The following is a 13,445-nucleotide window of genomic DNA, read 5'->3' as shown; positions in this document are numbered from 1 at the left end:
ATGTCCAAGAGCAAGTTTGAGCGTAAGAAGCCACACGTAAACGTAGGGACCATTGGTCACGTGGACCATGGTAAGACGACGCTGACGGCGGCGATGACGGTGGTGCTGGCGGAAGCGTTTGGCGGTGACGCCCGGGCCTTTGACCAGATTGACAACGCGCCGGAAGAGAAGGCGCGTGGTATCACGATTGCGACGGCGCACGTGGAGTACGAGACCAACGAGCGTCACTATGCGCACGTGGACTGCCCGGGTCACGCGGACTACGTGAAGAACATGATCACGGGTGCGGCGCAGATGGACGGTGCCATTCTGGTGGTATCGGCTGCTGACGGTCCGATGCCGCAGACCCGTGAGCACATCCTGCTGGGTCGCCAGGTGGGTGTGCCGTACATCGTGGTCTACCTGAACAAGGCGGACATGGTGGACGACGAGGAGCTGCTCGAGCTGGTGGAGATGGAGGTTCGGGAGCTGCTGAGCGATTACGACTTCCCGGGTGACGACACCCCGGTGATCACCGGTTCGGCGCTGAAGGCGCTGGAGGGTGATGAGTCGGAGATTGGCAAGCCGTCGATCATCAAGCTTGCCGAGGCGATGGATGAGTACATTCCGACGCCTGAGCGTCCGGTGGATCAGCCGTTCCTGATGCCGATTGAGGACGTGTTCTCGATCTCGGGTCGGGGCACGGTGGTGACCGGTCGTGTGGAGCGTGGTGTGATCAAGACCGGCGAAGAGGTGCAGATTGTGGGTCTGAAGGAGACCCAGAAGACCACCTGCACGGGTGTTGAGATGTTCCGCAAGCTGCTGGACCAGGGCGAGGCGGGCGACAACATTGGTGCGCTGCTGCGTGGTACCAAGCGTGACGAGGTGGAGCGTGGTCAGGTGCTGTGCAAGCCTGGGAGCATCACGCCGCACACCAAGTTTGAGTGTGAGGTGTATGTTCTGAGCAAGGACGAGGGTGGTCGTCACACGCCGTTCTTTAACGGTTACCGTCCGCAGTTCTACTTCCGTACGACGGACGTGACGGGCTCCTGCGAGCTGCCTGAGGGCGTGGAGATGGTGATGCCGGGTGACAACGTCAAGATGACGGTGACCCTGATTGCCCCGATCGCCATGGAAGACGGGCTGCGTTTCGCGGTTCGCGAGGGCGGCCGCACCGTGGGTGCCGGCGTCGTCGCCAAGATCATCGAGTAAGTCGAGTTTCGGGTCGGGGTGTCTGCTGATGCCTCGCCCGTGTTACAGGCCAGTAGCTCAATTGGCAGAGCAGCGGTCTCCAAAACCGCAGGTTGGGGGTTCGAGTCCCTCCTGGCCTGCCATCTATACGAAAACCCAGCGGGCCTAGGTGGCTCGCTGGGCTTTCACGTGTTCGTCCAACCGGTCCCCGAATGAAATCCAGCGTAGAGAGCCAGAGTTCCGGTCTAGACAAGGCCAAGATCATTGTCGCAATCGCCCTGGTCTTTGGGGCCATTGCCGGCTTCCACTATTACGGTGACGAGCCCTTGCTCTTCAGGGTGCTTGGTCTGCTCGCCGTGGTGGCCGCTGCCGGCGGGGTCATGATGACCACCGCGGCGGGCCAGGCCGTGTGGCAATTCGCGCGAACCTCCCGCCAGGAGTTGCGCAAGGTGGTCTGGCCGAATCGGCAGGAGACCCTGCAGACCACCCTTATCGTGTTTGTCATGGTGGTGCTCGTGGCCCTCTTCCTCTGGCTGGTGGATTTGCTGGCCGGTTGGGGTATCGGGCGCATCATTGGCCTGGGAGTCTAATCGATGGCGAAGCGCTGGTACGTGATCCACGCCTATTCCGGCTTCGAGAAGCAGGTTAAGAAGTCTCTTGAGGAGCGCATCAAGCGCGCCGGCATGGAAGACAGGTTCGGCGAGATCCTCGTCCCCACCGAAGAAGTGGTGGAGATGCGCGAGGGCCAGAAGCGCCGCAGCGAGCGCAAGTTCTTCCCAGGCTATGTCCTGGTGCAGATGGAGCTGGACGACGAGACCTGGCACCTGGTGAAGGAAGTGCCCCGGGTCATGGGCTTTATCGGTGGGCGCAGTGATCGCCCGGCGCCGATCTCGGATCGCGAGGCCGAGCAGATCCTGGACCGGGTCAAGGAAGGCGCCGAGAAGCCCCGGCCCAAGGTGCTGTTCGAGGTGGGCGAAATGGTCCGGGTTACCGATGGGCCGTTCGCTGACTTCAATGGCGTCGTTGAAGAAGTCAACTACGAGAAGAGCCGCCTTCGCGTTGCGGTGCTGATCTTCGGGCGTTCCACCCCGGTCGAGCTTGAGTTCGATCAAGTGGAAAAGGGCTGATCGCGAGCCCTGATCGCGACACGTTCCCAATCGTCACAGGGGGAGCCGAGAGGCGCTAGCACCCCGCAAGGAGTCTATCCATGGCGAAGAAAGTTTCTGCCTACATCAAGCTGCAGGTTGGCGCCGGCAAGGCCAACCCCAGCCCGCCGGTCGGCCCCGCGTTGGGTCAGCACGGTGTCAACATCATGGAGTTCTGCAAGGCCTTCAATGCGAAGACCGAGGGCCTGGAAGCCGGTCTGCCGGTGCCCGTGGTGATCACGGTCTACAACGACCGCAGCTTCACCTTTATCACCAAGACCCCGCCGGCCGCCGTGCTGCTGCGCAAGGCCGCCGGCATCCCGAAGGGCAGTGGTGAGCCGAACACCAACAAGGTGGGCACCGTCAGTCGCGAGCAGTTGGAAGAGATCGCGAAGACCAAGGAGCCCGATCTGAACGCTGCCGACCTGGACGCCGCCGTGCGTTCCATCGCCGGCACGGCCCGCAGCATGGGCCTGGACGTGGAGGGTCTGTGATATGGCACGTCTGACCAAGCGCCAGAAGGCTATTCGCGAGAAGGTCGACCTGACCCATCAGTACCCGGCCGCCGAGGCCCTGGGCCTGTTGCGTGAGTTGCCCCGCGCCAAGTTCGAAGAGTCCGTCGAGGTGGCGGTCAACCTGGGTGTTGACCCCCGCAAGTCGGACCAAATCGTCCGTGGCTCCACCGTCCTGCCCAACGGCACCGGTAAGAGCGTCCGCGTTGCCGTCTTCGCCCAGGGCGATGCGGCGGAGGCGGCGAAGGAAGCCGGCGCCGACGTGGTCGGCATGGACGACCTGGCCGAAGAGGTCAAGGGCGGCCACATGGATTTCGACGTGGTGATTGCCGCGCCGGACGCCATGGGTGTCGTGGGGCGGCTGGGCCCGATCCTGGGTCCGCGCGGCCTGATGCCGAACCCCAAGGTGGGCACGGTTACCCCGGATGTGGCCGGGGCGGTCAAGAACGCCAAGGCCGGGCAGGTCCGGTATCGCACCGATAAGGGCGGCATCATCCACTGCGCGATCGGCAAGGTCGACTTCGAAGTTGAGTCGCTGCAGCAGAACCTGCAGGCCCTGATCACCGATCTGCAGAAGTTGAAGCCGGCCAACTCCAAGGGTGTGTACCTGAAGAAGGTCTCGGTGGCTACCACCATGGGCCCCGGCCTGGCGGTGGACCTGGGTTCGCTGGAGATCTGATTACGCATTACCCGGGCGCCCTCGCGGCGCCCACGATGTCTGGAGGCTGTCGATATTAGACGCGGCAGCCGTCTTAGACCGCACGGTGCGCTTCGGCGCTTAAAGGTTCGACCGCCTGCGCAGACGGTGCAGCTCAGACAGGATATCCCTGCATGAGGCCACCGTTGGCACCCCGGCATGCCGGGGTGCAGGCCCTGCTCTCCGGGGCAGGTGCCACGCGGGCCGTCGCAGTCGCGGCGGCTCTGACAACGAGTGTTCCAGGAGGTTTTTTCAGATGGGACTGAGTCTGGAACAGAAAAAGGCAATGGTTCAGGAAGTCGCCGCGGTGGCCAAGGAGGCCTATTCGGCCGTTGGTGCCGAGTACCGTGGTCTGACTGCCGGCCAGATGGACGAACTGCGCCAGCAGGCCCGTGAAAACGGGGTCTACCTGCGGGTCGTCAAGAACCGCCTCGCCAAGCGGGCGGTCGAGGGGACCGAGTTCGAGTGCATTCAGTCCGAGCTTTCCGGTCCGCTGCTGCTGGCCTTTTCTCTGGAAGAGCCGGGTGCCGCCGCGCGCGTCATCAAGGCCTATTCCAAGGAGAACGAGGCTCTGCAGACCCGCCTGGTTGCTGTAGGCGGTGAGGTCTATCCGGCTTCCGAGCTGGAGCGCCTGGCCAGCCTGCCGACCCGCGATGAGGCACTGGCGATGCTGCTGGCGACCATGAAGGCGCCGGTCCAGAAGCTCGCCACCACCCTCAACGAGGTTCCGGGCAAGCTGGTTCGGACGGTGGCCGCAGTCAAGGACGCCAAAGAGGCGGCCTGAAGCCAAGCCCTTTTCTGTTAATCACGCAATGTGGGCCCTGCAGGGGCCTGTTGACTAGAACGCGTCACAGGAGACACAACGATGGCCGTTTCCAAAGAAGATATCCTCGAAACCATTTCCAACATGACCGTAATGGAGGTCGTGGAGCTGATCGAGGAAATGGAAGAGAAGTTCGGCGTGACCGCCGCTGCTGCCGTGGCCGCTGCCCCGGCTGCCGGTGGTGGCGAAGCCGCTGCCGCCGAAGAGCAGACCGAGTTCGACGTGGTGCTGTCCAGCTTCGGCTCCAACAAGGTCGCCGTCATCAAGGCGGTTCGCGGCATCACCGGCCTGGGCCTGAAGGAGGCCAAGGAAGTCGTGGAAGGTGCGCCCTCCCCGATCAAGGAAGGCGCCTCCAAGGAAGAGGCCGAGGAGATCAAGGCCAAGCTGGAAGAGGCGGGCGCCAGCGTCGAGGTCAAGTAACGCTTGTCCTGGACGACGTCCAACGCCTCAGGCGTGCATGGCTGGTGGCGGATTCCGCCACCGGCCTTTTCCTGTTTTCGGGTGCCTGCCCCGAAGGCAGCAGAAATCGGCCGCTAAACCCGCGGTCAGTCAGGGCATTGAAACGTTATCAGGGTTGCGTGGTCCAAAACCACCCGTCCGGGTCTGCCCGCCGGGTATGGCCAGCCAACCCTAGAGCCAAATGCTGAGGAACCTCGATGGCCTACTCGTTCACCGAAAAAAAGCGCATCCGCAAGGACTTCGGCAAACTGCCGAATATCCTCGAAGTGCCTTATCTGCTGGCGACCCAGATCGACTCGTATCGCCAGTTCCTTCAGGAGGACAGGCATGCGGAGAGCCGTGAGGACGTCGGGCTGCACGGTGCCTTCCGCTCCGTGTTCCCCATCACCAGCCACTCCGGCACGGCTGCCCTGGAATACGTCAGCTATCGCATCGGTGACCCCGGCTTCGACGTCAAGGAGTGCCAGTCGCGCGGGCTGACCTACGCGGCGCCGCTGCGCATGCTGGTGCGCCTGGTCATCTATGACAAGGACGGCCAGTCGGTCAAGGACATCAAGGAGCAGGAAGTCTACATGGGCGAACTGCCGCTCATGACCCGCAACGGTACCTTCGTCATCAACGGTACCGAGCGCGTGATCGTCTCCCAGCTGCACCGCTCCCCCGGTGTCTTCTTCGATCACGACAAGGGCAAGACCCATTCCTCCGGCAAGCTCCTGTTCTCCGCCCGGGTCATCCCCTATCGGGGTTCCTGGCTGGATTTCGAGTTTGATCCCAAGGACAACATCTACGTGCGCATCGACCGTCGGCGTAAGCTGCCGGCCACCGTGCTGCTGCGCGCGCTGGGCTTTGACACCCAGCAGATCCTGGATCTGTTTTTCGACAAGAACACCTTCCACTTCCGTGACGATGGCACGGTGGTGCTGGACCTGGTACCGGAACGCCTGCGCGGCGAGACCGCGGCGTTCGATATCAAGGCCAACGGCCAGGTGCTCGTGGAGGCGGGGCGCCGGGTCACCGCGCGCCACATCCGGGAGCTGACCAAGGCCGGTATTGAATCCCTGGAGGTGCCGGCGGAGTACCTGGAGGGCAAGATCGTCGCCCATGATGTGGTGAACACCGCCACCGGCGAGATCATCTGCGAAGCGAACAGCGAGTTGACTGCCGATCTGGTCCAGGCGATCACCGACGCAGGCGTCAAGCAGGTGGATACGCTGTTCGTCAACGACCTGGACCGGGGCCCCTACGTCTCCCAGACGCTGGCGATCGATCCGACCCGGACGCAGCTGGAGGCGCTGGTCGAGATCTACCGCATGATGCGACCCGGCGAGCCGCCGACCAAGGAGGCCGCGGAGAACCTGTTCGAGAACCTGTTCTTCAGCTCCGACCGCTACGACCTCTCGCCGGTGGGCCGGATGAAGTTCAACCTGCGGGTGGGGCGTGACGAGGTCACCGGCCCCGGCGTGCTGGACAACGACGATATCCTTGCCGTCCTGCACGAGCTGATTAACATCCGTAACGGCAATGGTCAGGTGGACGATATCGACCATCTGGGCAACCGCCGCGTGCGGTGTGTCGGTGAGATGGCCGAGAACGTGTTCCGCGTGGGCCTGGTCCGGGTGGAGCGTGCGGTGCGTGAGCGCCTGTCCCTGGCGGAGAGCGAGGGCCTGATGCCGCAGGAGCTCATCAATGCCAAGCCGGTAGCGGCGGCGATCAAGGAGTTCTTCGGCTCCTCCCAGCTGTCGCAGTTCATGGACCAGAACAACCCGCTGTCGGAGGTGACCCACAAGCGGCGCGTGTCCGCGTTGGGCCCGGGCGGGCTGACCCGCGAGCGCGCGGGTTTCGAGGTCCGGGACGTTCACCCGACCCACTACGGCCGGGTCTGCCCGATCGAGACCCCGGAAGGTCCCAACATCGGTCTGATCAACTCTCTGGCGAGCTATGCGCGGACGAACCGCTACGGCTTCCTGGAGACGCCTTACCGACGCGTGGAGAATGGCGTGGTCACCGACAAGGTGGATTACCTCTCCGCCATCGAAGAGGCCCGCTATATCATCGCTCAGGCGAATGCGCGGGTTGGCGAGGACGGGAATCTGCTGGATGAGCTGATCTCGATCCGCCACCAGAATGAGTTCGGCATGGCCACCCCGGACAAGGTCCAGTACATGGACGTGTCGCCGAAGCAGATCGTCTCGGTGGCCGCGTCGCTGGTGCCCTTCCTCGAGCACGACGACGCCAACCGCGCGCTGATGGGCTCGAACATGCAGCGCCAGGCCGTGCCGACGCTGCGCGCCGACAAGCCGCTGGTGGGCACCGGCATGGAGCGTGCCGTGGCCCGGGATTCCGGGGTCATCGTTACCGCGGAGCGGGGCGGTGTTGTCGAGCAGGTGGACGCCGGCCGGATCGTTGTCCGGGTGAACGACGACGAGACCGAGGCGGGCGAGCCGGGTGTCGACATCTACAACCTGGTCAAGTACCTGCGTTCCAACCAGAACACCTGCATGAACCAGAAGCCCCTGGTCAAGCCGGGCGACGTGGTCGCCCGCGGCGATGCCCTGGCGGACGGCCCGTCCACCGACATGGGTGAGCTGGCCCTGGGTCAGAACATGCTGGTGGCCTTCATGCCCTGGAATGGCTACAACTTCGAGGATTCAATCCTGATCTCCGAGCGGGTGGTGAAGGAGGACCGCTACACCACCATCCATATCGAGGAGCTCACCTGTGTCGCCCGCGACACCAAGCTGGGCACCGAGGAGATCACCTCCGATATCCCGAACGTCTCCGAGTCCGCCCTGAACCGGCTGGACGAGGCGGGCATCGTGCACATCGGCGCCGAGGTCAAGGCCGGCGATATCCTCGTGGGCAAGGTCACGCCCAAGGGCGAGACCCAGCTGACCCCGGAGGAGAAGCTGCTGCGCGCGATCTTCGGCGAGAAGGCCTCGGACGTGAAGGACACCTCGCTGCGCGTGCCCACCGGCATGGACGGCAAGGTGATCGACGTGCAGGTCTTCACCCGCGACGGCGTGGAGAAGGACAGCCGTGCGCTGGCCATCGAGCAGGGCGAGCTGGCCGCCATCCGCAAGGACCTCAAGGACCAGGAGCGCATCTTCGAGGACGATGCCTTTGCCCGTCTCGAGCGCACCCTGGTGGGCCAGGTGGCCGAGGGTGGCCCCTCCGGTCTGGCCAAGGGCAGCGAGGTGACCGCTGAGTACCTGCAGAAGCTCGACCGCAAGCGCTGGTTCGAGATCCGCATGCGGGACGAAGAGGCCAACCGCCAGCTGGAGGCCGTGCGCGCTCAGCTGGAAGCCCAGCGCGACTCCCTGGAGCGCCACTTCGAGGAGAAAAAGGGCAAGATCACCGCCGGTGACGATCTGGCCCCCGGCGTGGTCAAGATGGTCAAGGTCTACCTGGCGGTCCGTCGCCGCCTGCAGCCGGGCGACAAGATGGCCGGCCGCCACGGTAACAAGGGCGTCATCTCCATGATCGTGCCGGAGGAGGACATGCCCTTCTCCGAGGACGGCGAGCCCGTCGACGTGGTCCTGTCCCCCCTTGGCGTGCCCTCGCGCATGAACGTCGGCCAGGTGTTGGAAACCCACCTGGGCTGGGCGGCGCGGGGCCTGGGCCGACGCATCGGTGAGATGCTGGAGGCCCATACCAAGATGCAGGAGCTGCGCGAGTTCCTGGCGAAGGTCTACAACGCCAGTGGTCAGAAGGTGGACCTGGACAGCCTCAGCGACGATGAAGTGATAGAGCTGTCCAACAACCTGAAGGGCGGCGTGCCCATGGCTACCCCGGTGTTCGACGGCGCCCAGGAGCCCGAGATCAAGAGCATGCTCGAGCTCGCGGGGCTGCCGGAGTCGGGCCAGGCCATCCTGTACGACGGCCGTACCGGTGAGGCCTTCGACCGGCCGATCACCACCGGCTACATGTACATGCTGAAGTTGAACCACCTGGTCGACGATAAAGTTCACGCGCGTTCTACCGGGCCATACTCCCTGGTCACCCAGCAGCCGCTGGGCGGCAAGGCGCAGTTCGGCGGTCAGCGCTTCGGCGAGATGGAGGTCTGGGCCCTGGAGGCATACGGGGCGGCCTACACCCTGCAGGAGATGCTGACGGTGAAGTCCGACGACGTGGCGGGCCGCACCAAGATGTACAAGAACATCGTGGACGGCGACCATCGCATGGAGGCCGGCATGCCCGAGTCCTTCAATGTGCTGGTCAAGGAGATCCGCTCGCTGGGCATCAACATCGAGCTGGAACAGGACTGAGCGCCCGTCTGACGGGGACTCACTGACACCACTGATCTGTACAGGCAGCGGATATGAAAGACTTGCTGAATCTGTTCAAGCAACCGGGCGCACAACTCGAGGACTTCGATGCCATCCGAATCGGACTGGCATCGCCGGAGATGATCCGGTCTTGGTCCTACGGGGAGGTGAAGAAGCCCGAGACCATCAACTACCGCACCTTCAAGCCGGAGCGCGACGGGCTGTTCTGCGCCAAGATCTTCGGCCCGGTGAAGGACTACGAGTGCCTCTGTGGCAAGTACAAGCGGCTCAAGCATCGCGGCGTGGTCTGCGAGAAGTGCGGCGTTGAGGTCACCATTGCCAAGGTGCGCCGCGAGCGCATGGGGCATATCGACCTGGCCAGCCCGGTCGCCCACATCTGGTTCCTGAAGAGCCTGCCGTCCCGCATCGGCCTGCTCCTGGACATGACCCTGCGCGATATCGAGCGGATCCTCTACTTCGAGGCGTTCGTCGTTATCGAGCCGGGGATGACCCCGCTGGAGCGCGGGCAGCTCCTCTCCGACGAGGCCTATCTGGACGCCATCGAGCAGCACGGCGATGAGTTCGAGGCCAAGATGGGCGCCGAGGCAGTGCTGGAACTGCTGAAGAGCCTGGACATGGAGGGCGAGGCCCGCACCCTGCGCGAGGAGATCGAGGGCACCAACTCGGAGTCCAAGATCAAGCGCCTGTCCAAGCGCCTGAAGCTGATCGAGGCCTTCCTCGAGTCCGGCAACAAGCCGGACTGGATGATCATGGACGTGCTGCCGGTGCTCCCGCCGGACCTGCGGCCGCTGGTGCCGCTGGACGGCGGCCGGTTCGCCACCTCCGATCTGAACGACCTGTACCGCCGGGTCATCAACCGGAACAACCGCCTCAAGCGGCTGCTGGAGCTCTCCGCGCCCGATATCATCGTGCGCAACGAGAAGCGCATGCTGCAGGAGTCGGTGGACGCGCTGCTGGACAACGGTCGTCGCGGCCGGGCCATCACCGGCACGAACAAGCGCCCGTTGAAGTCGCTGGCCGACATGATCAAGGGCAAGCAGGGCCGCTTCCGCCAGAACCTGCTGGGCAAGCGCGTGGACTACTCCGGCCGTTCGGTCATCGTGGTCGGTCCGACGCTGCGCCTGCACCAGTGCGGTCTGCCCAAGCGCATGGCGCTGGAGCTGTTCAAGCCCTTCATCTTCTCCAAGCTGCAGTTGCGCGGCCTGGCCACCACCATCAAGGCGGCCAAGAAGATGGTGGAGCGGGAAACCGGCGAGGTCTGGGACATCCTGTCCGAGGTGATCCGGGAGCACCCGGTCATGCTCAACCGGGCACCGACCCTGCACCGTCTGGGCATCCAGGCCTTCGAGCCCGTGCTCATCGAGGGCAAGGCCATCCAGCTGCACCCGCTGGTCTGCACCGCCTTTAACGCCGACTTCGACGGCGACCAGATGGCCGTGCACGTCCCGCTGTCGCTGGAAGCGCAGCTGGAAGCCCGCGCCCTGATGATGTCCACCAACAACATCCTGTCGCCGGCCAGCGGTGAGCCCATCATCGTGCCGTCGCAGGACGTGGTGCTGGGCCTTTATTACATGACCCGCGAGCGTCTGGATGCCAAGGGCCGCGGCATGCTCTTCGCCGACGTCCAGGAGGTCCACCGGGCCTACCAGAACGGCCAGCTGGATCTGGGCGCCCGTGTGCAGGTGCGGATCCGGGAGGCGGTCTTCGACGATGAAGGCGGCATGAACGAGCGTGTCCACCGGGTGGAGACCATCGCCGGGCGTGCGCTGCTTTACGAAATCGTGCCGGATGGTCTGCCCTTCGAACTGGTGGACCGGGACATGACCAAGAAGTCGATCTCCTCGCTGGTCAACGCCTGCTACCGGCGGGTGGGGCTCAAGGGCACCGTGGTCTTTGCGGACCAGCTCATGTACATGGGCTTTTCCATGTCCACCCGCGCCGGCGTATCCATCGGCGTCAATGACATGGAGGTGCCGGCCGAGAAGGAGCGAATCCTGGCCGAGGCCGAGGAGGAGGTGAAGGACATCGAGGATCAGTACGCCTCGGGTCTGGTCACCAACGGCGAGCGTTACAACAAGGTGGTGGACATCTGGTCCCACACCAACGAAGCGGTCGCCAAGGCGATGATGGAAAAGATGGGTAAAGACGTCGTCGAGGTGGACGGCGCCGAGAAGGAGCAGAAGTCCTTCAACTCCATCTTCATGATGGCCGACTCCGGCGCCCGTGGCTCGGCAGCGCAGATCCGTCAGCTGGCCGGCATGCGGGGCCTGATGGCCAAGCCGGACGGCTCGATCATCGAGACCCCGATCACGGCGAACTTCCGTGAGGGGCTAAACGTGCTGCAGTACTTCATCTCCACGCACGGTGCCCGTAAGGGTCTCGCCGACACCGCTCTGAAGACGGCGAACTCCGGCTACCTGACCCGGCGGCTGGTGGACGTCTCCCAGGACCTGGTGGTGACCGAGGAGGACTGCGGCACCACGGAAGGGCTGCACATGACCCCGATCATCGAAGGCGGGGACGTGGTGGAGACCCTGGCCGACCGTGTCCTCGGCCGTGTGGTCGCCGAGGATGTCTACAAGCCTGGCACCGACCAGGTGGTTGCGGCGGCCGGCACACTGTTGGACGAGGACTGGGTGGAGCACCTGGAGCAGCAGGGCGTGGATGAAGTGCTGGTGCGCTCGCCCATCACCTGTGCCACCCGCCACGGTGTCTGCGCCCAATGTTACGGGCGTGACCTGGCACGGGGCCACGGGGTCAACGTCGGTGAGTCGGTTGGTGTTATCGCCGCCCAGTCCATCGGCGAGCCCGGCACCCAGCTGACCATGCGGACCTTCCACATCGGTGGTGCCGCCTCCCGCGCGGCCTCCATCAACAACGTCCAGGTCCGCAACACCGGCTCGGTCCGGCTGCACAACGTGAAGGTGGTCAAGCACCACTCCGGCAACTACGTTGCGGTCTCCCGCTCCGGTGAGGTGACCGTGATGGATGATCACGGTCGTGAGCGTGAGCGTTACAAGATCCCGTACGGTGCGGTCCTGTCCGTGGCCGACGGTGACCCGGTGGAGTCCGGGCAGATCGTCGCCAACTGGGACCCCCACACCCACCCGATCATCACCGAGGTGGAGGGGCGGGTGCGCTTCTACGACTTCGTAGAGGGCGTGACCGTGTCCCGCGAGGTCGACGAGGTTACGGGGCTCTCCAGTCTGGTGGTCACCGATCCGAAGAGCCGGGGCAACGGCGAGCACCGCCGGATGGTGACGGACGCCAGCGGCAAGCAGGTCGAGGAGCGCGTTGCCTATAAGGACCTCCGGCCCATGATCAAGCTGGTGGACGCGGACGGTAACGACCTGAATATCGCCGGTACCGACATCCCGGCCCATTACTTCCTGCCGGCCGAGGCGATCATCAGCCTCGAGGACGGGGCGGAGGTGAAGGTCGGTGACGCCCTGGCGCGTATTCCGCAGGAGTCCTCCAAGACCCGTGATATCACGGGTGGTCTGCCGCGGGTGGCCGATCTGTTCGAGGCGCGTAAGCCCAAGGAGCCGGCTATCCTGGCCGAGGTCTCCGGCACCGTCGGCTTTGGCAAGGACACCAAGGGCAAGCAGCGTCTGGTCATCACCAAGGCGGACGGCGAGACCTACGAAGAGCTCATCCCCAAGTGGCGCACCGTCACGGTGTTCGAAGGCGAGCACGTGGAGAAGGGTGAGGTCATCGCCGACGGCGAGCCGAACCCGCACGACATTCTCCGGCTGCTGGGCGTCACTGCGTTGGCTGCCTACGTGGTGAAGGAGATCCAGGACGTCTACCGCCTGCAGGGCGTGAAGATCAACGACAAGCACATCGAGGTGATCTGCCGACAGATGCTGCGCAAGGTCGGTGTCAAGGATCCCGGTGACAGCCAGTTGTTGCGCGGCGAGCAGGTGGATCGCGCCCGCGTGCTGGAGATCAACGACACGCTCGAGGATGCCGATAAGGCGCCGGCGACGTTCGAGCCGTTGCTGCTGGGTATCACCAAGGCATCGCTGGCAACCGAGTCGTTCATCTCCGCAGCCTCGTTCCAGGAGACCACGCGCGTGCTGACCGAGGCGGCCACCCGTGGCGCCCGGGACGACCTGCGGGGGCTCAAGGAGAACGTCATCGTTGGCCGCCTGATCCCGGCCGGCACCGGTTTTGCCTACCACGAGGAGCGTCGGCGGGCACAGGCCGACCCGATCGCGGCGGCGGAATCCGCCATGGGGTTGAGCGGTAGTGCACAGCCCGCGGAATCAGACGCGGGTTCTGAGGGCTCCGATACGTCGGAGGAAGGGTAAGGGCTTGTAACCTGCGGGCCTTTCCGGCCCGCAGGCTGTT

General features: G+C 64.4%; 9 protein-coding genes and 1 tRNA gene. All 10 read left to right on the top strand.

Annotated features, from left to right (window positions below; genetic code table 11):
- A complete protein-coding gene (tuf, locus tag DFR31_RS06060) occupies positions 1-1,191 on the top strand; it encodes an elongation factor Tu (RefSeq protein ID WP_121441718.1) in 1,191 nt (396 codons plus the stop codon).
- A 46-nt stretch (positions 1,192-1,237) separates the two neighbouring features.
- Positions 1,238-1,313: transfer RNA gene (locus DFR31_RS06055), tRNA-Trp, on the top strand.
- Positions 1,314-1,382: 69 nt separating this feature from the next.
- On the top strand, positions 1,383-1,760 hold the full coding sequence (gene secE, locus DFR31_RS06050; RefSeq protein ID WP_121441717.1) for a preprotein translocase subunit SecE: 378 nt from the start codon (positions 1,383-1,385) through the stop codon (positions 1,758-1,760).
- Between the two features lie 3 nt (positions 1,761-1,763).
- Positions 1,764-2,297 carry a transcription termination/antitermination protein NusG gene (gene nusG, locus DFR31_RS06045; protein WP_121441716.1) on the top strand — a complete coding sequence of 178 codons (534 nt, stop codon included), beginning with the start codon at positions 1,764-1,766 and terminating at the stop codon, positions 2,295-2,297.
- An 80-nt stretch (positions 2,298-2,377) separates the two neighbouring features.
- A complete protein-coding gene (gene rplK / locus DFR31_RS06040) occupies positions 2,378-2,809 on the top strand; it encodes a 50S ribosomal protein L11 (RefSeq protein ID WP_121441715.1) in 432 nt (143 codons plus the stop codon).
- 1 nt (position 2,810) lies between these two features.
- Positions 2,811-3,506, top strand: coding sequence for a 50S ribosomal protein L1 (gene rplA, locus DFR31_RS06035; RefSeq protein WP_121441714.1), 696 nt, complete (start codon positions 2,811-2,813; stop codon positions 3,504-3,506).
- A 274-nt stretch (positions 3,507-3,780) separates the two neighbouring features.
- Positions 3,781-4,308, top strand: a complete 528-nt coding sequence (gene rplJ / locus DFR31_RS06030; protein ID WP_121441713.1) for a 50S ribosomal protein L10 — start codon at positions 3,781-3,783, stop codon at positions 4,306-4,308.
- A gap of 81 nt (positions 4,309-4,389) precedes the next feature.
- The gene (gene rplL, locus DFR31_RS06025) at positions 4,390-4,767 is read left to right on the top strand and encodes a 50S ribosomal protein L7/L12 (RefSeq protein ID WP_121441712.1); all 378 of its coding nucleotides are present in this window, start codon (positions 4,390-4,392) and stop codon (positions 4,765-4,767) included.
- Positions 4,768-5,003: 236 nt separating this feature from the next.
- Positions 5,004-9,071, top strand: coding sequence for a DNA-directed RNA polymerase subunit beta (rpoB, locus tag DFR31_RS06020; RefSeq protein ID WP_121441711.1), 4,068 nt, complete (start codon positions 5,004-5,006; stop codon positions 9,069-9,071).
- A 53-nt stretch (positions 9,072-9,124) separates the two neighbouring features.
- Positions 9,125-13,405, top strand: coding sequence for a DNA-directed RNA polymerase subunit beta' (gene rpoC / locus DFR31_RS06015; RefSeq protein WP_121441710.1), 4,281 nt, complete (start codon positions 9,125-9,127; stop codon positions 13,403-13,405).
- Positions 13,406-13,445 lie beyond the last annotated feature (40 nt).

Source organism: Alkalispirillum mobile (genome assembly GCF_003664325.1).
In the GTDB taxonomy this organism is placed as follows: Bacteria; Pseudomonadota; Gammaproteobacteria; order Nitrococcales; family Halorhodospiraceae; genus Alkalilimnicola; species Alkalilimnicola mobilis.
Note: the sequence above shows the minus strand (reverse complement) of the source record. Positions and strands in the feature narration are given on the sequence as shown.